Consider the following 22,595-nt stretch of genomic DNA (forward strand, 5'->3'; position numbering starts at 1 on the left):
CGATGACGCAGCGGCCGCACACCCCGATCGGCGTCCTCACCCGCGGCACCACCGGACACAACCGGCTGCGCCGCAGCGACCGCTGGCTCGTGCACTCCCCGCGGGTGCGGACCGCGCTGCTGTCGGCCGCCGACCCGCTGGTCGTCGACCTCGGCTACGGCGCACTGCCGGTCACCACGCTGGAGTTGGCGGCCCGGCTGCGCTCGGTGCGGCCCGACGTCCGCGTGGTCGGCCTGGAGATCCACCCCGAACGCGTGGCGGCCGCCCGCGCGGCCGCCCCGGCGGAGGTCGAATTCGCACTCGGCGGTTTCGAATTGGCGGGGCTACGACCGGTGCTGGTGCGGGCGTTCAACGTGTTGCGCCAGTATCCGGTCGACGCGGTGCCCGGCGCGTGGGACGTGATGCGTAGCCGGGTGGCGCCGGGCGGTCTGGTGGTCGACGGCACGTGTGACGAGCTCGGCCGCCGGTGCGCGTGGGTACTGCTGGACTCCGCGGGCCCGGTCAGTCTGACGCTGGCGTGCGATCCGTTCGCGATCGATCGACCGTCGGATCTCGCCGAACGGCTCCCGAAGGTGCTGATCCACCACAACGTGCCGGGGCAGCCGATCCACCGACTGCTCACCGCGGCGGACCGGGCGTGGGCCAGCGCGGCGGGTCACGGTGTGTTCGGCCCGCGGATCCGCTGGCGCGCGATGCTGGACCTGCTGGCCGAGGAGGACTTCCCGGTCGAGCCGCCACGGCGCCGGATGCGAGACGGGGTGCTCACCGTGCCGTGGGCGACGGTCGCGCCCCCGTAGGCTCGGGCGTATGCGGATCGCGTGTGCGCAGATCGTCGCGGGCACCGACCCTGCGGCGAACCTCGAGATCGTCGAGGACTTCACCGGCCGCGCCGTCGACGCCGGCGCGCAACTGGTGCTGTTCCCGGAGGCGACGATGTGCCGGTTCGGTGTCCCGCTCGGGCCGGTCGCCGAACCACTCGACGGACCATGGGCCGCCGCGGTGCGGTCCATCGCCGCGCGGGCCGGGGTCACCGTCGTCGCCGGGATGTTCACCCCCAGCGATGACGGCCGAGTCCTCAACACGTTGGTCGCGGCCGGCGGCGGGGTGGACGCCCACTACCACAAGATCCACCTCTACGACGCGTTCGGGTTCCGCGAATCCCGCACTGTCGCAGCAGGTTCCGAGCCCGTCACGATCAGCGTCGCGGGTGTCGAGGTCGGCCTGACGACCTGTTACGACATCCGCTTCCCCGAGCTCTACGTGGAGCTGGCCCGCCGCGGCGCGCAGCTCATCACCGTGCACGCGTCGTGGGGCGCCGGGCCGGGCAAGCTCGACCAGTGGACGCTGCTGGCGCGGGCGCGCGCGCTCGACACCACCGGGTACCTCGCCGCCGTCGACCAGGCCTATCCCGGTGACGAGGTGGCGGCCTCCGGACCGACCGGGATCGGCGGCAGCCTGATCGCCTCGGCGACCGGAGAGGTGCTGGCCTCAGCGGGTGCGGACCCGCAGTTGTTGGTCACCGACCTCGACCTCGAGGCCGCGCGCAAGGTGCGGGAGACCATCGCCGTGCTGGACAACCGCGCGGAGGTCGACTCGCCAGGTAAGGCAGAATCGCGGGCGTGACTGATCCCTGGGCCCGTCCGGCCGACCAGCCGCCAGTCCCGCCTCCCCCGCCGTTTCCGCAGGGTGCGCCGCCGTCGGCGCCCGATCCCGGCGCGCAACCGAAGGGCCGCGGCTCGCTGCTGACCAAGCTCAGGGACGTGTTCAGCGATCCGCTGTCCATCGTGCTGGCGGTCGTCATCGTCGTGGCGCTCATCGCCGCCGGCCTGCTCGGCGGCGAGCTGTACGCCCGCAACCGCGCCGACGACGTGGTGTCGCGGGTGGTGTCCTGCGTCGTGGAGGACGAGGCCACCGCATCCTTCGACGCGCTGCCGCCGTTCCTGCTGCAGCACATGACCGGCCACTACACGAACATCAACATCGAGACCGCGGGCAACCAGATCCGCAACGCCAAGGGCATGAAGGTCGGTATCGACATCAAGGACGTCCGCCTGGAGGACTCCGCGAACTCCAGCGGCTCCATGGGCTCGCTGGCAGTGAACGTCACCTGGTCGTCAGAGGGCATCACCCAGACGGTCCAGGACGCGATCCCCCTGTTCGGCAGCTTTCTCACCGGGGTGACCACCAACCCGGCGGAGGGCACCATCGAGCTGGAGGGTGCGCTCGGCAACATCGTCGCCAAACCCGAGGTCGCCAACGGCGGGATCACGCTGCAGGTACAGCAGCTGACCGGGCTGGGGTTCACGCTGCCCCGCGAGGCCGTGCAGCCCGCGCTGAACGCGTTCACCGCCGGACTCACGGAGAACTATCCGATGGACATCAAGGCGCAGAGCATCGAGGTCACCGACACCGGAATCACCGCGCTGTTGTCGTCGCAGAACGCGGAGATCCCGAAGGGCGGCGAGGACCCCTGCTTCAACGGTCTCTGACGCTCAGCCCAGACCGTCGAGCACGGCGCGGGTGCCGGACAGCCCCAACCGTCTGGCACCCGCGTCGAGCATCGCGACCGCGTCCGCCGCGGTCCGGATACCGCCGCTGGCTTTGACCTCGAGCGTGGGCCCGACGGTCGCGACCATGATCTCCACCGCGGTCACCGAGGCGCCGCCGCACGGGTGAAATCCCGTCGAGGTCTTGACGTACTCGGCGCCGGCGGCCGCCGCGGCCCGGCAGGCGTCGACCAGCACCGGGCTCCCGCCGAATTCGAGCAGTGCGGCCGATTCCACAATCACCTTCAGCAGCGTGCGCTCACCGATCGCGGCGCGGACCCCGAGGATGTCGGCGTACACCGCGTCGATGTCGCCGGCCAGGGCGGCGCCCACGTCGATCACCATGTCGATTTCGTCGGCGCCCGCCGCGACGGCGAGCGCGGCCTCGTGCGCCTTGACGGCCGGGACGTGTTTACCGGACGGGAATCCGACGACCGCGCCGACCTTCGTCCTGAACGGGCGCGCACGCATGGCGGCGGACACCATCGACGGCGACACACAGACCGCGTAGACCCCGAGTTCTGCGGCGTCCTGCACGAGCATGTCGACGTCGCCCTCGTTGGCCTCGGGTTTGAGGAGTGTGTGGTCGACGAGTGCCGCCACGGCTTCGCGGCTCCACGTGCCCATCAGAACGGTTCTTCGGTACCGCCGGGGTTGCAGCCGGCGGCCACCATCTGCGCGGCGTCGACCTCCGGGCGCCACGGCTCGAGGTTCCAGCTGGCCTTCCCTGGCTGGACGAACTCGGCGAACTGCCAGTGGCAGTCGAACTGTTCGCGCATGCCGGGGATCGCGGCGTCGGGTGAGGCGGCGAGCACCTCGGCCCAGGCCTGTTCGGCGGCCGCGACCGTGCCGACCTCACCGGCGGCCTGCCGGCCCGCAGGCGTCGGATAGACGCGCAGGCTGGACAGATCGCCCCACTTGGCCCACGTGACGTGGTCGATGTAGGGCGGCGGCGGGGCGGGCTGCGCGGACGCGTCCGGCGCGACGGCCAACGGCGAGAGGGAGAGTGGCAGGACGAGGGCCGCCGTCACGGCGGCGAAGGAGAAGCGCACCGACCTACCGCGACTTTCCCTGGATCTCGAGGATCTTCGGCCGCACGTCGACCAGGTAGACACCGGCCGCGCAGGCGCACACCGCGGCCCCGAACGCATCGCGGAACAGCAGCAGGACGAGCACACCGCCGCCGAGGATCGCCAGCCATACCGGCTTGGTGAGTTTCCCGGCCGCGGTGTAGGCGTCGGTGCGCTGTATGGCGGCGTGGACGAACGAGTACACGCCGACGACCAACACGATCAGGACGAGACCCAGGACGATGACGCCCGCAAGGTCGGCAAGTATCACCTCACCAGCCTATGCGGGCGTCATCCTGCGGTCGAATTCGACTTACTTCTGGGTGACCTTCTTGGCCGGAGCCTTCTTGGCCGGAGCCTTCTTGGCGGGGGCCTTCTTCGCCGGCGCCTTGGCGGGGGCCTTCTTGGCGGTCTCCTTGACCGGCGCGGCGGCCTCTTCGGTCCGCTTCGGCAGCTCGACACCGACCAGCTTGGCGGCGCGCTCGCCGACGGCGCGGGTCTGGGACGCCACGTTGCCCAGCGCCTGCTCGGTCAGCTCGACGGCCTGATCGGTGTAGTTCTCGACGCGGTTGGCGGCGTCGGTGAAGCCGGGCTGGCTGCGCAGCCGCTCCAGTGCGGCCTCGCCACGCTCGACCAGCTTCGCGTACGTGCTCTGCGCGGCCTCGGCGTAGCCCTCGGCGGCGCGGCGCAGCTCGTCGGCGGTCAGCCGCTCGCGCAGCTCGCCGACCTGCGTCGGGAGTTCTTCCTGCAGCTTGTTGATGCGGGCGCGGCTCTCCTCGACGCGGCTGTTGGCGTCGGTGCGGGCCTCCTCGGCACGCTCACGCAGGCTCGCGACGATCTCGTTGACGGTGGCCAGGGCCAGATCGGCAGCACCGACGGCGGCGAGCAGCGGCGCCTTGAGGTCTTCGATCTCGACTTGGGTGTTCTTCTCAGCCATGTTGGATGTCCTTTCCGGAATCTTGGGGTGTGGTTCCTAGTGCGCGTGCGGTCAGGTCGCCAGCGACAGGTGGGTAGTCGGTCGTTGGCTCCTCATCTACTTCGCCTCCTGCTGCCTCGTTCTGCTGGCAGAACGACGTGTAGATGTCGAGCAGCACCTGCTTTTGCCGCTCGGTGATCGCCGTGTCGTTGACGATGGCGTCGCGGACCTGTCCGGCTTCGCTGGGCTCGAGGATCCCCGCCCGGACGTAGAGCACTTCGGCCGAGACCCGCAACGCTTTGGCGATCTGGTTGAGCACATCGGCGGACGGTTTCCGCAATCCCCGCTCGATCTGACTGAGGTAGGGATTGCTGACCCCGGCCTTCTCGGCCAACTGTCGTACGGACACCTGCGCCGCTTCACGCTGGCTGCGGATGAAGCTCCCGATGTCCTGAGCGGCGTTGGTCACCACGGCGGCAAGGTGCTCGTCTTGCGACATGAGTGGCGACCCCCTCGAAACGCGGGTTCCGATCAACGACACCACCAACCGTACGCGGGGGTGCTAACTATTGCAAGCACCAGCTAGCGCAGGTCAGAATAGTAGCTGGGCTATCGAATAGATCGTCAGGCCGGCGAGCGCCCCGACCACGGTGCCGTTGATCCGGATGAACTGCAGGTCGCGGCCGACATGCAGCTCGATGCGGCGGCTGGCTTCGTCGGCGTCCCAGCGCTCGACGGTGTCGGTCACGATCGTGGTGATCTCGCCGCCGTATTCACCGACGATGTGCTGCGCCCCGCGGATGATCCAGTTGTCCACCTTGTCGCGCAGTTCGGCGTCGTCGCGCAAACTCTCACCGATGCGCATGACCGAGTCGGCGATGCGGGCGCGCAACGTCGACGACGGGTCGTCGACCGACTCGAGGATGATGCGCTTGGCCGCGCTCCACGCCGTCTCCGCAGCGCGCGCCACCTCGTCGCGGGCCATGATCTGTTCCTTGACGTTCTCCGCGCGCCGGATCGTCGCCTCGTCGTTCTGCAGATCGTCGGCGAACTCGAACAGGAAGCGGGTCGCCGAGCGGCGGAGTTCGTGATCGGGGTTGCGCCGCACCTTGTCGGTGAAGTCCATCAGTTCCCGGTGGATCCGGTCCCCCACCAGGTGGTCGACCCAGCGCGGCGACCACTGCGGCGAATCGCGCTCGATGACCCGCTCGATGACCTCGCCCGCGTTGAGCGACCACTCGAACGCCCGGTCGGCGAGCAGCTGGATGAGCGCCTCCTGACGGCCCGCGTGCAGCAGTTCTGACAGCACCCGGCCCACCGGCGGACCCCACTGCGGTTCGGCGATGCGTTTGACGATCATCCGGTCGAGCAGGTCCTGGACGTCCTCGTCGCGCAGCATCTCCACCAGGACCCGCAGCACGGTGGCCGTCTCCTTGGCCACCCGCTCGGCATGCGAGCGGTCGGACAACCACTTGCCCAGACGGCCCGCCACGTCGGCGTCGCGCAGCTTGGTCTCCACGTTCTCCGGGGACAGGAAGTTCTCCCGGATGAACTCGCCGAGACCCTCGCCGAGCTGGTCCTTTTTGCGTTTGATGATCGCGGTGTGCGGGATCGGGATGCCCAGCGGATGCTTGAACAGCGCGGTGACCGCGAACCAGTCCGCGAGCGCGCCGACCATGCCCGCCTCGGCGGCGGCGCGCACGTAGCCGATCCACGCCGCGGTGGCACCTTGGGACTGGGCCCAGGTGCAGAGCAGGAAGATCGCCGTCGCGCCGAGCAGAAAGCCCAGCGCGACGGACTTCATGCGTCGCAGGCCGCGACGGCGTTCGGCGTCGGCGGCCGAGTCCGCGCCCGCGATCGCCTCGGCGAAGCTGCGCCGCGTCCCGGCCGGGTCGACGTGCTGTGTGGTTGCCACTCGTCCATCATCCGCCATCGCGCGAGCGCGCCGGTCCGACGCGGCTTCGAGCGCTCATCGGCCGTAGTATCGAGAAGGACTAGTGAATGGGACAACGGGGATAGTGGCACAACAGACCCCGCCTTTGGCGGTCAAGACCGATGGTCGGAAGCGGCGCTGGCATCAGCACAAGGTCGAACGCCGCAACGAGTTGGTCGACGGCACCCTGGAAGCGATCCGTCGACTGGGCAGCAACGTCAGCATGGACGAGATCGCCGCCGAGATCGGCGTCTCCAAGACCGTCCTGTACCGCTACTTCGTCGACAAAAACGACCTGACCACCGCGGTGATGATGCGGTTCGCCCAGACCACGCTGATCCCCAACATGGCCGCGGCGCTGACCTCGAACCTCGACGGCTACGACCTGACCCGCGAGATCATCAAGGTGTACGTGGAGACCGTCGCCAACGAACCGGAGCCCTACCGCTTCGTCATGGCCAACAACTCCGCCAGCAAGAGCAAGGCCGTCGCGGACTCCGAGCAGATCATCGCCCGCATGCTCGCGGTCATGCTGCGCCGCCGGATGGCAAGGGCGGGGATGGACACCGGTGGTGTCGAGCCGTGGGCGTATCACATCGTCGGCGGGGTGCAGCTGGCCACGCACTCGTGGATGTCGCATCCGCGGATGAGCGCCGACGAACTCATCGACTACCTCACGATGCTGTCGTGGAGCGCGCTGTGCGGCATCGTCGAAGTGGGGGGCTCGCTGGAGAAGTTCCGGTCCTCGCCACACCCGTCCCCGATCCTGCCTTCCCCCTCGATGGAGCAATGAGCCGAGAAGCCGAACTCCCCGCCCTCTGGTCCCACGACCCGCATGTCCACCTCCGGTTCCGGCCGGGCGACAAGGTGGCCGACATCGAGACCTCCGCGACGCGGGGATTCGGTGGATCGAAGGCCGACGCCCCCGTGCTGCAGGCCGAGCGCAGTGTGCGGCTGGGTGAACTGCAGGAGATGCTGTACGCCAACAGCCGCGCCGGCGACACCCGTTCGGTGCTGCTGATCCTGCAGGGGATGGACACCGCCGGTAAGGGCGGCATCGTCAAACACGTTGTGGGAGCGGCGAATCCACAGGGCGTCAAGTACACCAGCTTCGGCAAGCCGACCGAGGAGGAGTTGGCGCACCACTACCTGTGGCGCATCCGCAAGGCGCTGCCGGAGCCCGGGCACATCGGGGTGTTCGACCGGTCGCACTACGAAGACGTGCTGATCGTGCGGGTCCACGACCTCGTTGCGCCGGACGTCTGGGGTGCCCGCTACGACGAGATCAACGCCTTCGAACGTGAACTCGTCGACAGCGGGGTGACGCTTGTCAAGGTCGCGATGTTCGTGTCGCTGCAGGAGCAGAAGCGCCGGCTGGCCGAACGGCTGGAACGTCCGGACAAGTACTGGAAGTACAACCCCGCCGACATCGACGAGCGGCTGCTGTGGCCGAAGTACGAGCAGGCCTACCAGGCGGTGCTCGACCGCACGTCGACCGACTACGCGCCGTGGTACGTCGTGCCGTGTGACCGCAAGTGGTACAGCCGCCTGGCGATCACCGAACTGCTCATCGAAGCGCTCAAGGGCCTCAACATGTCATGGCCGCCACCGAATTTCGACGTCGACGCGGAGAAGGCCCGCCTCGCCGAGGCTTGATCGCACCGACTGCCATCTTGCGCCGAGACTACGGAAGTTGACGCATTTCGCCCGATTCCCGTCAACTTCCGTAGTCTCGCGTCGAGATACCCGCCGCTGCGAGCGCCCTTCGCACCCGCGCCACAACCTCTGGGCGCTGCCATCGCAGTTGGCGAGAGCTGACCCGTACGATCGTCCACCCGCGTTCGGCGAGGAATTCGAGGCGCTCGATGTCGGCGGCGTACGCCTCAGGATCGGTGAAGTGCTGTTCGCCGTCGTACTCCGCGCCGACCATCCACTGCGGCCAGCCCATGTCGATGCGCCGCATCACGCGCCCGCGATCGTCCCGGACCGGAATCTGTGTGGCCGGCCGAGGCAGCCCGGACAGCACGTACAGGAGCCGTAGCCGGGTCTCCTGCGGCGACTCGGCACCCGCGTCGACCAGGTCGAGCGCTTGGCGGAGATGACGGATGCCCCGAGCGCCTGGGTAGCGGGAGGTGATCGCGCCAACGGCCGAGGCGGGAACACGTGTCGCGTTGAGCAGCGCGTCGATCCCGACGACTGCGCGTTCCAGCGGCACGAGCCGCCGTCCCAAGTCGTACGCGGTGCGATCAGGTGTGGTGCAACGCATTTCGCCGACCACGCATATCTCGTCGTCGGCAATCGCACCGCTTCGCACGACGATTCCGGGAGGCGACGGATACCGGACCCGTCCGACTTCAGCCGGCACGTCAGGAGACAGCCACTTGGCTCCCAGTAGCGCCGCCGCGGAGTTCCCGACGAGCACCGCCTCGCGGTCCGACCACAGCCAGGCCGCCTTGGCGCGGTCGAGGGCGGTCAGTTCGAGCTCGCGCCGGGCGTAGACGTTGCGATGCAGTTTGACGTAGCGACGGCGCAAGTCGTTCCGCGTCACTGTCCCGGCGGCGATCGCCTCGGACGCACGGATCAAGTCCTCCACGACTATTAGGCGTGGAAACGACGCGCTCGGTTCCCATCGACCGCCGCGAGACTACGGAAGTTGACGGAATCCGCGCGAAATCCGTCAACAACCGTGCGCTCGGCGCAGAAATCAGTACTTGTAGAAGCCCTGGCCCGACTTCTTGCCCAGCTGACCCGCCTCGACCATGCGCAGCAGCAGCGGCGGCGGCGCGAAGTGGGGATCTTTGAGCTCGTCGAACATCGCGTCGGCGATCAGCTTCATGGTGTCCAGCCCGATCAGGTCCGAGAGCCGCAGCGGCCCCATCGGATGCGACAGGCCGGCCACGATCGCCTTGTCAACGTCTTCGACCGTCGCGAAACCCGCCTCGACCATGCGGATCGCCGACAGCAGATACGGCACCAGCAGCGCGTTGACCACGAAGCCCGACCGGTCGCTGCAGCGCACCACCTGCTTACCGAGCACGTCGCTGGCGAACTGCTCCGTGCGCGCGATCGCCGTATCGGAGGTGGCCAGCGTGCCGACCAGCTCGACCAGCGGCAGCACCGGCACCGGATTGAAGAAGTGCAGCCCCAGCACGCGGCCCGGATTCTGCGTGGCGGCGCCGAGCTTCATGATCGGAATGCTCGAGGTGTTCGACGCCAGCACGGCCTCGGGGTCGGTGATGACCTTGTCCAACTCGGCGAAGACCTTCGCCTTGACCGCCACGTCCTCGATGATCGCCTCGATCACCAGCTGGCGGTCCGCGAAATCCGCCAGTGAGGTGGTGAAGCTCAGCTTCCCCAGCGCCGCCGACTTCTCGCGCTCGGTGACCTTGCCGGCGCTGACGCCCCGCTCGAGCGATTTGGTGATCCGGTCACGTCCGGCCGTGACGAGCGCATCGGTGGTCTCGAACACCAGCACGTCGACGCCCGCGCGGGCGGACACCTCGGCGATGCCCGCGCCCATCTGGCCGGCACCGACCACGCCTACTCGTTCAATGGGATTGCTCACTGCTACTTCCTAACAGACGACGAACGCACGGTTGTTGACACGTCTGGTCGACGTTTGCGTACAACAACCGTGCGCTCGGCGAACGGGCTCTAGTGGAACTGGCCCTCTTCGGTGGAGCCGGTCAGCGCCGTGGTCGAGCTGGTCGGGTCCACGGTGGTGGCGATCCGGTCGAAGTAGCCGGCGCCGACCTCGCGCTGGTGCTTCGTCGCGGTGTAACCGCGCTCCTCGGCGGCGAACTCGCGCTCCTGCAGCTCGACGTAGGCGGTCATCTGGTTGCGGGCGTAGCCGTAGGCCAGATCGAACATCGAGTAGTTCAGCGCGTGGAAGCCGGCCAGCGTGATGAACTGGAACTTGAAGCCCATCGCGCCGAGTTCCTTCTGGAACTTCGCGATCGTGGCGTCGTCGAGGTGCTTCTTCCAGTTGAACGACGGCGAGCAGTTGTAGGCCAGCATCTGGTCCGGGAACTCGGCCTGCACGCCTTCGGCGAACTTGCGGGCGAGCTCGAGATCGGGGGTGCCGGTCTCCATCCAGATCAAATCCGAGTACGGCGCGTAGGCCTTGGCGCGGGCGATGCACGGCTCGATACCGTTCTTCACCCGGTAGAAGCCTTCCTTGGTCCGCTCACCGGTGATGAACGGCTGGTCGCGCTCGTCGACGTCGGAGGTGATCAGCGTGGCGGCCTCGGCATCGGTACGGGCGATGACGACGGTCGGCACGTCGGCGACGTCGGCGGCCAGACGGGCCGAGGTCAGGGTGCGGATGTGCTGCTGGGTCGGGATCAGCACCTTGCCGCCGAGGTGGCCGCACTTCTTCTCCGAGGCGAGCTGGTCTTCCCAGTGCGAGCCCGCGACACCGGCGGCGATCATCGCCTTCTGCAGCTCGTAGACGTTGAGCGCGCCACCGAAGCCGGCTTCACCGTCGGCGACGATCGGGACGAGCCAGTTCTCGACGGAGGTGTCGCCTTCGACCTTGGCGATCTCGTCGGCGCGCAGCAGCGCGTTGTTGATGCGGCGGACGACCTGCGGCACCGAGTTGGCCGGGTAGAGGCTCTGGTCGGGGTAGGTGTGGCCGGACAGGTTCGCGTCACCGGCGACCTGCCACCCGGACAGGTAGATGGCCTTGAGGCCCGCACGGACCTGCTGGACGGCCATGTTGCCGGTCAGCGCGCCGAGGGCGTTGACGAACTCCATGTCGTGCAGCTGGTTCCACAGCACCTCGGCGCCGCGGCGGGCCAGCGTCTGCTCCTCGACGACCGAGCCCTGCAGGGCGACGACGTCTTCGGCGGAGTACTCGCGGGTGATGCCCTTCCAGCGGGGGTTGGTGTCCCAGTCCTTCTGGATCTCTTCGGGGGACTTCGGCTGGCCAACGGTCGACATTGGACTGCTCCTTCGGTTTACTTGCTCGCTGCCGGTGGGGCCGGAGTTCCCGGCTTGTTAACACCGACACGACTTCACTGCTGTGCTAATCCGAGGATGCACTACGGCATAACCGCAGGTCCACCCGTTTCGATCGCCAAGTTTTGCCAAGCGGGACAGCAAAGTTGCGAAGGTTGCGAAGGCGCAAACTCCTTGACCGGTTCAGTAGCTACTGGCGAGTAACCGGTTTCCGCTGGTCAGTACGCCCGTACTGTTAAACCGGGAACCTCAGAGCGCGAACAGGCATGCGACGGCTTTTGTCTCGTCGCCGACCGCATATGTGAGCGTTGTAACAGTCCGATCCACCAGGTCCGGACCGAACTTGTCGGTGGAACCGGCCGGATGCACGTGCGAAATGATCTCCAGCTTGTCGCCGAGGGCCACCGGGAGATCGTGCTCGATCGTCACCCGCAGCGGTGCCTGCAGCAACTCGGGATGGCTGTAGAGGTAGTCCTCGACCACCGACCAGTACACCGAGTTGTTCATGTGGTCGAAGATGTCGATGTCGCTGACCCGCACCGGATACTCGCGGATCTCGTGGGCGTCGTCGCGGCTGCCCGCGCTCAGGTAGGCCTTCCACCGCAACCGGTTGACATCGGTGGTGCGCTGCAGGCCGGCGATGAAGTCGTCGCTGATCCGCGCCGGTCCCTGGGTCTCGCGATTGATGTTGATCCAGAACGCCTCGGACTCCATCAGGCCGCCCTTGCGGCCGTCGATGCGCACCCGCATCTCGCACCACCGGTTCGACGTCCCCGAACACCAGCGCCGCAGCCGCAGCATGTCCTGGAACTCGATGGGCCGGATCAGGTCGATCATCGTGCGCCGCACGATCCACAGCGGGTGGGTGGCCTCGTATCCCAGTTCACGCAGGTGGTCGGAGCCGATGTCCTGGATGTGGCGGGTCGCGGCGTCGAAGCGCAACCGGCCGGTGCGGTCGATGTCGGCGACCCGCAGTGGCCATCCGGTGTCGAAGACGTCGGGGTGCGGATCCGGCACCGGCATCATCGTCTTGCTCAGGCCGGTGCCTGTCGTCGTGCCGGTCACCTGCGGTCCTCCCTGCTGACTGCCCGACGCGGAGATGCCAGGCGCCCCGATACTGCCACAGCCTGCACCGTGCCAAGAATGCGAAGATGCTGATTAGCAGCCTTGTTACGCTGGTTGACGTGCCGAAAACGTTCGTGGGATCGCGTGTCAGACAACTGCGCAGCGAACGCGGATACAGCCAGGCCGCCCTGGCACAGATGCTCGAGATCTCGCCGAGTTACCTCAACCAGATCGAGCACGACGTCCGCCCGCTGACCGTCGCGGTGCTGCTGCGCATCACCGAGGTCTTCGGTGTCGACGCCACCTTCTTCGCCTCGCAGGACGACACCCGGCTGGTCGCCGAACTGCGCGAGGTCGCCATGGACCGCGACCTCGGTGTGGACGTCGACGTGGCGGAGATCGCCGACATGGTCGTCACGCACCCGACGCTGGCGCGCGCGATGGTCAACCTGCACCGCCGCTACCGGCTGACCACCACCCAGCTGGCCGCCGCCACGGAGGACCGTTACAGCGACGGCAGCGGCAGCGGGTCGATCACGATGCCCCACGAGGAAGTGCGCGACTACTTCTATCAGCGCCAGAACTATCTGCACGAACTCGACAGCGCCGCCGAGGACCTGACGGTCCGGATGCGCATGCACCGCGGTGACCTCGCCGGTGAGCTGTCCAACCGGCTGTCGACCGTGCACGGCGTGCACATCGTGCGCCGCATCGACCTCGGCGACACCGTCCTGCACCGGTTCGATCCGGGCACCAAGACCCTGGAGATGAGCACCCACCTGTCGGTCGGCCAGCAGGTCTTCAAGATGGCCGCCGAACTGGCGTACCTGGAATTCGGCGACCTGATCGACAAGATGGTCGACGAGGGCATGTTCACCAGCGAGGAATCCCGCACCCTGGCCCGCCTCGGCCTGGCCAACTACTTCGCCGCCGCCACGGTGCTGCCGTACCGGCAGTTCCACGATGTCGCGGAGAACTTCCGCTACGACGTCGAGCGGCTCTCGGCGTTCTACTCGGTCAGCTACGAGACGATCGGCCACCGGCTCTCGACGCTGCAGCGGCCGTCGATGCGCGGCGTGCCGTTCTCGTTCGTCCGCGTCGACCGCGCGGGGAACATGTCGAAACGCCAGTCGGCGACGGGCTTTCACTTCTCCTCCAGCGGCGGCACCTGTCCGCTGTGGAACGTCTACGAGACCTTCGCGAACCCGGGCAAGATCCTGGTGCAGATCGCCCAGATGCCCGACGGCCGCAACTACATGTGGGTGGCGCGGACAGTGGAGCGCCGGGCCTCGCGCTATGGTCAGCCGGGTAAGACGTTCGCGATCGGACTCGGATGCGAACTGCGCCATGCGCATCGGCTGGTCTACTCCGAGGGATTGGATCTTTCTGGTGAGAATGCGACGCCCATCGGGGCGGGCTGCCGCGTCTGCGAGCGGGACAACTGTCCGCAGCGGGCGTTCCCGGCGCTCGGCCGCGCCCTCGACCTCGACGAGCACCGGTCCACGGTCTCGCCGTACCTGGTGAAGCAGTCGTGACCCGTATCGCGCCCGGCGGATTCCGGGAACTCGGACCGCTGAACTGGGTGATCGCCAAGGCCGGCGCGCGCGCCATCCGGGCGCCACGGTTCAGCCTGTTCACCGTGCTGGGCCAGCACCGCCTGCTGTTCCTGGCGTTCCTGCCCTACAGCGGTGTGCTGCTCGGCTCGCTGGGCAAGCTGTCCCGCCAGGACGCCGAGCTGGTCATCCTGCGGGTGGGCCATCTGCGCGAGTGCGAATACGAACTGCAGCAGCACCGCCGGTTGGCCCGCAGCCGCGGGGTGAACGCCGACCTGCAGGCCAGGATCTTCGAGGGGCCCGACGCCGCGGGGCTGACCGACCGGCAGCGGGTGCTGATCACCGCGACCGACGAGTTCGTGGTCACCCGCGGGGTGTCACCGCAGACGTGGGCGGTGCTGTCCCGCCATCTGACCAAGCCGCAGCTCATCGAATTCTGCTTGCTCGCAGCGCATTACGACGGTCTGGCGGCGACCATCAGCACGCTGCAGGTGCCACTGGACTTCCCGGACTAGGGGATTCGGCGGGCAGGAGCGACGGGGGTACCTCCCGCTTGCGGGGGCCGACCGGGGTCAGAGGTACGTCACGCCCAGGACGACGATCGAGAACAGCACCGGCGAGACCGCCAGCCCCCAGACGAACGTCGACCACACGTACGACTTCGCCTGGAACTTGCGCCATCCGAGATATCCCGCGACGGCGCCAAGGACGAACGACAGGCCGGCGACCACCAGCACCCAGGTGCTGACGTCGGTGGCGCTGGTGGCCAGCGAGATCGCGATCAGCCAGAGGATGTGGCCGACCACGAATCCGCCGACGCCGGCGACGATCTCGTTTCTCAAAAGTTGATCATGTGGCCGACCAGCCCGTGGAAGGCTTCCTGCAACGCCTCCGACAGGGTCGGATGGGTGTGCACGTTGCGGGCCAGTTCGTTGGCGGTCAGATCCCACTTCTGCGCGAGGGTGAGTTCGGGCAGCAGCTCGGAGACGTCGTGGCCGATCAGATGGCCGCCGATCAGTTCCCCGTACTTGGCGTCGGCGATGAGTTTGACGAAGCCGGCCGGGGCGCCCATGCCGTGCGCCTTGCCGTTGGCGGTGAAGGGGAACTTCGCGACCTTGACGTCGTAGCCCTCCTCACGGGCCTGCTCCTCGGTGAGCCCGAAGCTGGCGACCTGCGGCTGGCAGAACGTGGCGCGCGGCATCATCCGGTAGTCGCCGAGCGGCAGGGTCTCCGCGCCGGCGATGGTCTCGGCGGCCACCACACCCATCGCCTCGGCGACGTGGGCGAGCTGCAGTTTCCCGGTGACGTCGCCGATCGCGTAGATGTGCGGCTTGTTGGTGCGCATGTAGTCGTCGACGGCGATGCCCTTGCGGTCGGTCAGCTCGACGCCCGCCTTGTCGAGGCCGTAGCCCTCGACGTTCGGTGAGAAGCCGATGGCCTGCATCACCTTGTCGGCCTTGAGTTCCTGGGACTTGCCGTCCTTGCTGACGGTGACGGTGACCTGCTTGCCGTCGTCGTCGATCGACTCGACCTTGGTGCCGGTGAGGATCTTCACGCCGAGCTTCTTGAACTGCTTCTCGATCTCCTTGGAGACCTCGGCGTCCTCGTTGGGCAGCGCGCGCGGCAGGAATTCGACGATCGTGACGTCGACGCCGTAGTTCTTCAGCACGTAGCCGAACTCCATGCCGATCGCGCCGGCACCGGCGATGACGATCGAGCCGGGCAGTTCCCGCTCCATGATCTGCTCTTCGTAGGTGACGACGTTCTCCGACAGCGACGTGTTGGGGACCAGCCGGGTGCTGGCACCCGCGGAGATGATGGCGTTGTCGAACGTGACGGTTTCGGTGCCGCCCTCGTTGAGGTCGACCTCGATGGTGTGGTCGTCGGTGAACGTCCCGTACCCGTGAATCTCGGTGATCTTGTTCTTCTTCATCAGGAAGTGCACGCCGGCGACACGGCCCTCGGCGACCTTGCGGCTGCGGTCGAAGGCGGCGCCGTAGTCGAAGCTGGCCTCCCCGCTGATCCCGAAGGTCTTGGCCTCCTTGGTGAAGATGTGCACCAGTTCGGCGTTGCGCAGCAGGGCTTTCGACGGGATGCATCCCACGTTGAGACACACGCCGCCCCAGTACTTGGGTTCGACGATTGCGGTGTTCAGCCCGAGTTGGGCAGCGCGAATAGCCGCGACGTATCCGCCGGGACCGGCTCCGAGAACGACGACGTCATAGTGGGTCACGTCCACCACCCTAGTGGTCGCGGCGGCTGTGTCAGCGTGCGATCCAACCGAACACATAGCCGCCGTACAGCGCGGCCGCACCGGCGGTGGACGCCAGCGGCGCCGACATCACCGCGATCGCCAGCGCGGAGATGATCGGCTTCCTGGCCACCATCGCCACGACCAGCCCTGCCACCGTGGCGCAGACCAGGTAGACCAGAACGCCGTAGACGGGCCAGGTCTTGTCCGGATCCAGGTCGCCGACCCACCAGTAGTAGAAGCCGGCCCCGACGGGCGCGGCCACCACCCACACCGCGGCGAGCATCAATGCGAACAGCCAGCGCTTGAGGAACTGGTAGGAACCCGGCAACACGACGGGCTGGACGGGCTGAACGGCGATCGGCTCGGAGTCCGGATACAGCTCGAGGGCCTGGTAGGCGATCGGATCGGGTTCGGGATCCCGGTCGAGGGTGAGCGTGGGTTCGGGTCTGGCGGCCAGCGGCGTCACGGGGTCCGGCTGGCGGAAGCCGCCGGTGTCGAACGTCGGCAGGTAGGGCGACGTGTGTTCGCCCGTCGTCGGGTCTTTGCCGTCGTCAGCCACCGTTGACCACCTCGATCAGTGCCAGAGCGCCCAGCCAGCCCGGCGCGACGGCCAGCACGAACGCCCCCGCCGTGGTGACCCAGCGCCGGCCCGAGAGCAGGATCATCAGTACGCCGAGCACCCCGGGCACTCCGACCACGAGGCCGATGACGGCGTCCGGCCGTACGGTCGCGGTGATCAGCAGGGTCGAGGTGACGGCGGCGACCAACCCGACAGCGGCGCCGACCAACATCGCGGTGGTCAGCGCCCAGGCGCGCGGCAGCGGTATCACGCATTCGACGATAACGCCGCCGAACGCCGTCACCCCTGCACGCGCGCGGCGCGCCTCCCAGGTATCGGGCACGCGTCTTGGGCCTCGGCCACCACGGGCGCCCGCTGTCCGGGACGGTCACCCTCGGCGTACCGGGCGCCGGTCAGCGGCGGGTCCCGGTCGAGGGCGGCGTTCTCCGCGTCGGTGAAGGCGCGGCCCCGGCTGAGGAACCGCATCCCTTCCGGTGCCTCGAGGCTGAACCCGCCGCCGCGGCCGGGCACCACGTCGATCACCAGCTGGGTGTGCTTCCAGGTGTCGAACTGCGGTCCGGAAATCCAGATCGGGACGCCGTCGTCACCGACGTCGAGCACCGCGAGCAGCACGTCGCGGTCGCCGACGATGAAGTCGCCGTCGGGGTAGCACATCGGTGACGACCCGTCGCAGCAGCCGCCGGACTGGTGGAACATCAGCGCGCCGTGACGGCCCTGCAGTTTCGTGAGCAGGTCGGCGGCGGCCTGGGTCACGAGTGCGCGATGCGGGCGAACGTGAGCTTGTGCGCGAGATCCGGGCGCTTCATCGCGCACGAGCTCACGTTCGGCATCCATCAGTGTTGTCGCTTCCTCGCGCGAGCGCTCGTCAGAAGAACCCCTGCGCCTTGTTGCTGTAGGACACGAGCAGGTTCTTGGTCTGCTGGTAGTGGTCGAGCATCATCTTGTGGGTCTCACGCCCGATGCCGGACTGCTTGTATCCGCCGAACGCCGCGTGCGCGGGGTACATGTGGTAGCAGTTCGTCCACACCCGGCCGGCCTTGATGTCGCGTCCGGCGCGGTAGGCGGTGTTGCCATCGCGGCTCCACACCCCGGCGCCCAGGCCGTAGAGGGTGTCGTTGGCCATCGCGATCGCGTCGTCGTAGTCCTTGAACGACGTCACCGCCACCACGGGGCCGAAGATCTCCTCCTGGAAGATGCGCATCTTGTTGTTGCCCTCGAAGATCGTGGGCTGCACGTAGTAGCCGCCGTTGAGGTCGCCGCCGAGTTCGGCACGCTCCCCGCCGGTGACCACCCGGGCACCTTCGTCCTTGCCGATCTCGATGTAGGACAACACCTTCTCGAGCTGGTCGTTGGAGGCCTGCGACCCGATCATGGTCTCGGTGTCGAGCGGATCCCCCTGGCGCACAGCCTTCGTACGGATCGCCGCCAGTTCGAGGAACTCGTCGTAGATGTCGGCCTGGATCAGGCTGCGCGACGGGCACGTGCACACCTCACCCTGGTTGAGCGCGAACATCGTGAAACCCTCGAGCGCCTTGTCCTGGAAGTCGTCGCCGGCGGCCATCACGTCGGAGAAGAAGATGTTCGGGCTCTTGCCGCCCAACTCCAGCGTGACCGGGATCAGGTTCTGGCTGGCGTACTGCATGATCAGCCGGCCGGTGGTGGTCTCACCGGTGAACGCGATCTTCGCGATGCGATTGCTCGACGCCAGCGGTTTGCCCGCCTCGACGCCGAATCCGTTGACCACGTTGAGCACCCCGGCGGGCAGCAGGTCGCCGATCAACGACATCAGATACAGGATCGAGGCCGGCGTCTGCTCGGCCGGTTTGAGCACGACGGCGTTACCCGCGGCCAGCGCGGGGGCGAGCTTCCACACCGCCATCAGGATCGGGAAATTCCACGGGATGATCTGCCCGACCACGCCGAGCGGTTCGTGGAAGTGATAGGCGACGGTGTCGTCGTCGATCTGCGACAGCGCACCCTCCTGCGCGCGGACCGCACCCGCGAAGTAGCGGAAATGGTCGATGGCCAGCGGGATGTCGGCGGCCAGCGTCTCGCGGATCGGCTTGCCGTTGTCCCACGACTCGGCCAGCGCCAGCGATTCGAGGTTCGCCTCCATGCGGTCGGCGATCTTGAGCAGGATCTGCGCCCGCTCCCCCGGCGGGGTCTTCCCCCACGCCGGAGCGGCGGCGTGCGCGGCGTCGAGCGCCTTGTCGATGTCGGCTTCCGTCGAGCGCGGGATCTCGCAGAACGCCTGCCCCGTCACCGGCGTCACGTTCTCGAAATACTCCCCACCGACCGGCGCCACCCACTCACCACCGATGTAATTGCCGTACCGCGACTGGAAAGCCATCAGTGCATCGGCAGCACCCGGACGGGTGTAAACAGTCATGCGTTTCCTCCTTGAAGGGGTTGGGGATTCGGGGGTTCGATACGGGCGGCGTGGACCACGGGCGCGGTCGAGGTCGGCAGGAGCCGCATCATATCGGCGGGGTACTGCACCTCCAGACGCACTGAGTGGGCGATGCGGTACGGCTGGGCGGCGAGCAATCCGACGAACTGTTTGCGCATCCGCGACACCTCGGCGCGAACGGTGACCACCCGCGACGCGTCGCCGTAGAGGTCGCGGGCCAGCTCCGGCGCGGACCGGCCCTCGGGCCGGAAGGACAGCGCGAGAAGGATTTCCGCGTGCCGCAGGCTGAGGTCGCGGCGCCAGCCGCCGACCTGCCCGACCATCTGCAGCGCCGGGGAGTCGGGGTTGCGCAGATCGAGGGCGACCTGCGCCCCCACCCCGTCGGCTTCGGGGTCGGCCGCCAGCCGGACCAGCCATCCACCGGGCAGCGGGTCGACGTCGCACAGCCCGAGGGCCGGGACCAGCAGCCGGCCCGGGGCGACCTCGCGGGGCAGCGCGATCCGGTTGTGCGGTGGCAGCGAATCCACCGCGGCCACCCAGCCGTCGGGGTCGACCGCCAGTGCGGGACTGCCGATGCGGGCGAGGATGGGGGCAGCGACCATGCGCAGGCTGTTGAGTGTGCGGTTGTGCTGTTCACGCAGATGCGATTCGGCGAGCCGGGCGACGGCGTCGACCAGCGCCACCGTCGTCGGGTGCACGGTGGCTGCGGGACCGGACACGTCGACCACGCCGATGACGTGGCCGGTTCGGGGATCCTTGATGGGGGCGCCGGCACACGTCCACGAGTGGTGGCTGCGCGCGAAGTGCTCAGCGGAGAACACCTGCACCGCGCTGTTCGACATCAGCGCGGTGCCGATCGCGTTGGTGCCGACGGCGTTCTCACCCCAGTGCGCCCCCTCGATGAAGCCGAGCCGGTCCGCGGACCCGAGCACCGCCCGCGACCCGGCCCGCCACAGCACCCGGCCGCGCGCATCGGCGACGACGAGGATGTTGTCGCCCTCGACGATCAGCGATTCCAGTCCGCGCGACAAATCGTCGAGCACCGACATCAAACCGGAGGCCTGTCGCAACTCCTCGAGCGTGGTGCCCTCCACCTCGGGTTCGGGCAGGGTGTCGGGCTCGATGCCGCGGGCCATCAGCCGGTGCCAGGACTCCTCGATCACCCGGCGGGGCCGCGCGGGCGCGCGGTCGCCGGCCATGGTGGCGTCGTACACCGCCGACATCAACCGGGCGTACTGGCGCGGATCCTCGCCCGCTGCGACAGCGGGCTCGGGAACAGGCGGACGAGGCATCACAGCCGATTGTGCTCCCCGTCACAACGATGCGCCAAGGCGGTCACCGGTAGACCATGCCGCCGTCGATGAGACCGGCCTGACCGGTCATGTAGTCGGCGCCCGGTCCGGCCAGGTAGGCCACGAACCCGGCGACGTCCTGCGGCGTCTCCGGACGGCCCAGCGCGATGGCCTCGGTGAACTTCGCGAAGGTCTCGCCCTCGGCGGCGCCGGTGAGCTCGGCGAAGCGCTTGTCGATCTCCACCCACATGTCGGTGCCCACCACACCGGGGCAGTAGGCGTTGACCGTGATGCCGTCGGCGGCGTACTCCTTGGCCGCGGCCTGGGTGAGCGCCCGCACCGCGAACTTGGTGGCGCTGTACGGGCCCAGCATGGCGAAGCCTTCGTGCCCGGCGATCGACGAGGCATTGATGATCTTGCCGATCTTTCCTTGTTCTCCGTTCGCGGACTCCTTGAACTTCGCGGCCGCCGCCTGGATGCCCCAGAGCACGCCGTCGACGTTGATCGCCCAGAGCCGGGCGAGGTCCTCGGGGGTCACTTCGGCGATCGGGCCGACCAGCGCGATGCCGGCGTTGTTCACCATCACGTCGAAACCGCCGAGGGCGGATGCGGCGTGGTCGACGGCGGCGAACACCGCGTCGCGGTCACTCACGTCGGCGGCGAATGTGGTTGTCTTGGCGCCCATTCCGGCCACCTCACCGGCCGCCTCGGCGAGGGCGTCCTCGGAGACGTCGACCAGTGCGACGTCGGCGCCCTGACGGGCCAGCTCGAGCGCGATGCCGCGGCCGATGCCACGACCGGCGCCGGTCACCAGCGCCACCTTGCCCGACAGCGGGGCGGGAATCTGGGTTGCCATCAATTCTCCTTCGTCGGGTCGACCAGGACCTTCATCTTCTCGCCGGCGTGCAGGGCCTCGAAGCCCTCGTCGACGACGTCGTCGATGGCGATCGCGGTGACCCACCCGGTGGTGTCGTACGCACCGCTTGCCATCAGCGCGATGACGGCCTCGAAGTCGGCCGCCGTGTAACACAGCGAGCCCTGGATGCGGGATTCGTTCATCACCAGGTTGAGCAGCGGCGTGGTCAGCGGCTTCTCGTAGATCGCGACGCTCACCATCGGGCGTCGCGCGCCGACGCAGGCCAACGCGGTCTGCACGGCGGGAGCGACACCGGCCGCGTCGAAGACGGCGTCGGCGCCTCGTTCGCCGGTGTGCTCGGCGATGTGGCCGGGCACGTCCACAGCGGTGGGGTCGAGGGTCCGGGCTCCGAGGGCTTCGATCGACGCGCGGCGGGTGGCGGAGGGCTCGACGACGAAGACGTCGTCGATTCCCTTGCCGCGCAGTGCGAACCAGAGCCCGATGCCGATCGGACCGGCGCCGAACACCATCGCGGTGTCGCCCTCCCGCACGTCGCCGAGGGTGGCGGCGTGGTAGGCCACCGACATCGGTTCGACCAGTGCGCCGAGTTCCAGGCTCACGGTGTCGGGCAGCCGGTGCAGCATCTCGGTCGGTACGACGGTGTACTCGGCCATGCCGCCGTCGGACATCAGGCCGTGGAACCCGATCTGCGCGCAGATGTTGTAGTTGCCGGCTCGACACGGTGCGCAGTGTCCGCATTTGTAGATCGGTTCGACGGCCACCCGGTCGCCTTCGCGCCACCCGGCGACGCCCGCGCCGACCTCGGTGATCACACCCGAGAACTCGTGACCCATGACCAGTGGCAGCTCACGCCCGGTGAGGGGGTGCGGCTCGGTGGGGATGAAGATCGGCCCGGCGTAGTACTCGTGCAGATCGGTGCCGCAGATCCCGTTGAATCCCACCTGCACCTTCACGGTGCCCTCCCGAGTGCTGGGTTCGGGGACGTCAGCCACCTCGAGCTTGTTGGGTCCGTGATACACCGCAGCTTTCATGCCGCAGTTCTATGTGACCGCGACCACACTCCGAAAGAGTTGCATCGGGTTGCACGCCGCCGTGCAACGGCTTGCAACCCTTGTGCCGGCCTGGCTGCGGGGTGTGCCC

26 protein-coding genes are annotated in these 22,595 nt (G+C 68.1%); 7 read left to right on the forward strand and 19 right to left on the reverse strand.

The genetic code is table 11. From position 1 onward, the window contains the following. Window positions 1–2 precede the first annotated feature (2 nt). Genes G6N30_RS17455 through G6N30_RS17465 form a run of 3 tightly spaced genes read left to right on the forward strand, consistent with a single transcriptional unit; the run spans window position 3 to window position 2,489 of the window. The gene (locus G6N30_RS17455) at window positions 3–797 is read left to right on the forward strand and encodes a class I SAM-dependent methyltransferase (protein ID WP_163687645.1); all 795 of its coding nucleotides are present in this window, start codon (window positions 3–5) and stop codon (window positions 795–797) included. A 10-nt stretch (window positions 798–807) separates the two neighbouring features. Then, window positions 808–1,623 carry a carbon-nitrogen hydrolase family protein gene (locus G6N30_RS17460; RefSeq protein WP_134054919.1) on the forward strand — a complete coding sequence of 272 codons (816 nt, stop codon included), beginning with the start codon at window positions 808–810 and terminating at the stop codon, window positions 1,621–1,623. Then, entirely contained in the window at window positions 1,620–2,489 is an 870-nt protein-coding gene (locus tag G6N30_RS17465; RefSeq protein ID WP_134054921.1) for an LmeA family phospholipid-binding protein, read from the forward strand. The genes G6N30_RS17460 and G6N30_RS17465 overlap by 4 nt, the downstream gene beginning before the upstream one ends. Window positions 2,490–2,492: 3 nt before the next feature. Here G6N30_RS17465 and deoC read toward each other — a convergent pair whose 3' ends face one another. From deoC to G6N30_RS17495, 6 genes are all read right to left on the reverse strand, one after another. After that, complete coding sequence (deoC, locus tag G6N30_RS17470; protein WP_134054923.1) at window positions 2,493–3,173, reverse strand: deoxyribose-phosphate aldolase; 681 nt, start codon at window positions 3,171–3,173, stop codon at window positions 2,493–2,495. Beyond that, on the reverse strand, window positions 3,173–3,598 hold the full coding sequence (locus G6N30_RS17475; protein WP_134054925.1) for a DUF2599 domain-containing protein: 426 nt from the start codon (window positions 3,596–3,598) through the stop codon (window positions 3,173–3,175). Before G6N30_RS17475 ends, deoC begins: the two co-directional genes overlap by 1 nt. A 4-nt stretch (window positions 3,599–3,602) precedes the next feature. Continuing rightward, window positions 3,603–3,887, reverse strand: coding sequence for a DUF2516 family protein (locus tag G6N30_RS17480; protein ID WP_134054927.1), 285 nt, complete (start codon window positions 3,885–3,887; stop codon window positions 3,603–3,605). 42 nt (window positions 3,888–3,929) lie between these two features. After that, window positions 3,930–4,553, reverse strand: a complete 624-nt coding sequence (locus G6N30_RS17485) for a heparin-binding hemagglutinin (RefSeq protein WP_134054929.1) — start codon at window positions 4,551–4,553, stop codon at window positions 3,930–3,932. Then, window positions 4,546–5,031 (reverse strand): helix-turn-helix domain-containing protein, encoded by a 486-nt coding sequence (locus G6N30_RS17490; RefSeq protein WP_134054931.1) that lies wholly within the window; start codon window positions 5,029–5,031, stop codon window positions 4,546–4,548. The genes G6N30_RS17485 and G6N30_RS17490 overlap by 8 nt, the downstream gene beginning before the upstream one ends. 93 nt (window positions 5,032–5,124) lie before the next feature. Then, window positions 5,125–6,465: a DUF445 domain-containing protein gene (locus G6N30_RS17495; RefSeq protein ID WP_134054933.1), complete on the reverse strand. Its 1,341-nt coding sequence runs from the start codon at window positions 6,463–6,465 to the stop codon at window positions 5,125–5,127. Window positions 6,466–6,550: 85 nt separating this feature from the next. On the opposite strand from G6N30_RS17495, the gene G6N30_RS17500 reads away from it, so the two are divergent. Beyond that, a complete protein-coding gene (locus G6N30_RS17500; RefSeq protein WP_134054935.1) occupies window positions 6,551–7,258 on the forward strand; it encodes a TetR/AcrR family transcriptional regulator in 708 nt (235 codons plus the stop codon). Then, window positions 7,255–8,121, forward strand: a complete 867-nt coding sequence (locus tag G6N30_RS17505) for a polyphosphate kinase 2 family protein (RefSeq protein ID WP_134054936.1) — start codon at window positions 7,255–7,257, stop codon at window positions 8,119–8,121. The genes G6N30_RS17500 and G6N30_RS17505 overlap by 4 nt, the downstream gene beginning before the upstream one ends. A 61-nt stretch (window positions 8,122–8,182) precedes the next feature. On the opposite strand, the gene G6N30_RS17510 is transcribed toward G6N30_RS17505, so the two are convergent. The 4 genes from G6N30_RS17510 to G6N30_RS17525 all read right to left on the reverse strand — a co-directional run bounded on the left by G6N30_RS17510 (window position 8,183) and on the right by G6N30_RS17525 (window position 12,489). Continuing rightward, window positions 8,183–9,058 carry a hypothetical protein gene (locus tag G6N30_RS17510; protein WP_134054938.1) on the reverse strand — a complete coding sequence of 292 codons (876 nt, stop codon included), beginning with the start codon at window positions 9,056–9,058 and terminating at the stop codon, window positions 8,183–8,185. Window positions 9,059–9,169: 111 nt separating this feature from the next. Next, window positions 9,170–10,030 (reverse strand): 3-hydroxybutyryl-CoA dehydrogenase, encoded by an 861-nt coding sequence (locus tag G6N30_RS17515; protein ID WP_134054940.1) that lies wholly within the window; start codon window positions 10,028–10,030, stop codon window positions 9,170–9,172. An 89-nt stretch (window positions 10,031–10,119) separates the two neighbouring features. After that, a complete protein-coding gene (gene aceA / locus G6N30_RS17520) occupies window positions 10,120–11,406 on the reverse strand; it encodes an isocitrate lyase (RefSeq protein WP_134054942.1) in 1,287 nt (428 codons plus the stop codon). Between the two features lie 267 nt (window positions 11,407–11,673). Continuing rightward, complete coding sequence (locus G6N30_RS17525; RefSeq protein ID WP_134054944.1) at window positions 11,674–12,489, reverse strand: acyl-[acyl-carrier-protein] thioesterase; 816 nt, start codon at window positions 12,487–12,489, stop codon at window positions 11,674–11,676. 119 nt (window positions 12,490–12,608) lie between these two features. Here G6N30_RS17525 and ramB point away from each other — a divergent pair, with 119 nt between their 5' ends. Beyond that, window positions 12,609–14,024, forward strand: a complete 1,416-nt coding sequence (gene ramB / locus G6N30_RS17530; protein WP_134054946.1) for an acetate metabolism transcriptional regulator RamB — start codon at window positions 12,609–12,611, stop codon at window positions 14,022–14,024. Then, entirely contained in the window at window positions 14,021–14,557 is a 537-nt protein-coding gene (locus tag G6N30_RS17535; RefSeq protein ID WP_134054948.1) for a carboxymuconolactone decarboxylase family protein, read from the forward strand. Before ramB ends, G6N30_RS17535 begins: the two co-directional genes overlap by 4 nt. A 57-nt stretch (window positions 14,558–14,614) precedes the next feature. Here G6N30_RS17535 and G6N30_RS17540 read toward each other — a convergent pair whose 3' ends face one another. The 9 genes from G6N30_RS17540 to G6N30_RS17580 all read right to left on the reverse strand — a co-directional run bounded on the left by G6N30_RS17540 (window position 14,615) and on the right by G6N30_RS17580 (window position 22,486). After that, a complete protein-coding gene (locus G6N30_RS17540) occupies window positions 14,615–14,884 on the reverse strand; it encodes a hypothetical protein (RefSeq protein ID WP_134054949.1) in 270 nt (89 codons plus the stop codon). Next, complete coding sequence (gene lpdA / locus G6N30_RS17545; protein WP_134054951.1) at window positions 14,881–16,275, reverse strand: dihydrolipoyl dehydrogenase; 1,395 nt, start codon at window positions 16,273–16,275, stop codon at window positions 14,881–14,883. The genes G6N30_RS17540 and lpdA overlap by 4 nt, the downstream gene beginning before the upstream one ends. Before the next feature lie 31 nt (window positions 16,276–16,306). Then, a complete protein-coding gene (locus G6N30_RS17550; protein ID WP_134054953.1) occupies window positions 16,307–16,855 on the reverse strand; it encodes a hypothetical protein in 549 nt (182 codons plus the stop codon). Continuing rightward, window positions 16,848–17,126, reverse strand: coding sequence for a putative holin (locus G6N30_RS17555; protein WP_179965479.1), 279 nt, complete (start codon window positions 17,124–17,126; stop codon window positions 16,848–16,850). Before G6N30_RS17555 ends, G6N30_RS17550 begins: the two co-directional genes overlap by 8 nt. 29 nt (window positions 17,127–17,155) lie before the next feature. Continuing rightward, window positions 17,156–17,629 (reverse strand): DUF779 domain-containing protein, encoded by a 474-nt coding sequence (locus G6N30_RS17560; protein WP_407664659.1) that lies wholly within the window; start codon window positions 17,627–17,629, stop codon window positions 17,156–17,158. A gap of 112 nt (window positions 17,630–17,741) precedes the next feature. After that, the gene (gene adh / locus G6N30_RS17565; RefSeq protein WP_134054957.1) at window positions 17,742–19,265 is read right to left on the reverse strand and encodes an aldehyde dehydrogenase; all 1,524 of its coding nucleotides are present in this window, start codon (window positions 19,263–19,265) and stop codon (window positions 17,742–17,744) included. Then, window positions 19,262–20,578 (reverse strand): GAF domain-containing protein, encoded by a 1,317-nt coding sequence (locus G6N30_RS17570; RefSeq protein WP_134054959.1) that lies wholly within the window; start codon window positions 20,576–20,578, stop codon window positions 19,262–19,264. The genes adh and G6N30_RS17570 overlap by 4 nt, the downstream gene beginning before the upstream one ends. 43 nt (window positions 20,579–20,621) lie before the next feature. After that, window positions 20,622–21,434 carry an acetoin reductase gene (locus G6N30_RS17575; protein WP_134054961.1) on the reverse strand — a complete coding sequence of 271 codons (813 nt, stop codon included), beginning with the start codon at window positions 21,432–21,434 and terminating at the stop codon, window positions 20,622–20,624. Continuing rightward, window positions 21,434–22,486: a 2,3-butanediol dehydrogenase gene (locus G6N30_RS17580; RefSeq protein ID WP_134054963.1), complete on the reverse strand. Its 1,053-nt coding sequence runs from the start codon at window positions 22,484–22,486 to the stop codon at window positions 21,434–21,436. Before G6N30_RS17580 ends, G6N30_RS17575 begins: the two co-directional genes overlap by 1 nt. Between the last annotated feature and the right edge of the window lie 109 nt (window positions 22,487–22,595).

It is taken from the genome of Mycolicibacterium litorale (genome assembly GCF_010731695.1).
GTDB lineage: Bacteria > Actinomycetota > Actinomycetes > Mycobacteriales > Mycobacteriaceae > Mycobacterium > Mycobacterium litorale.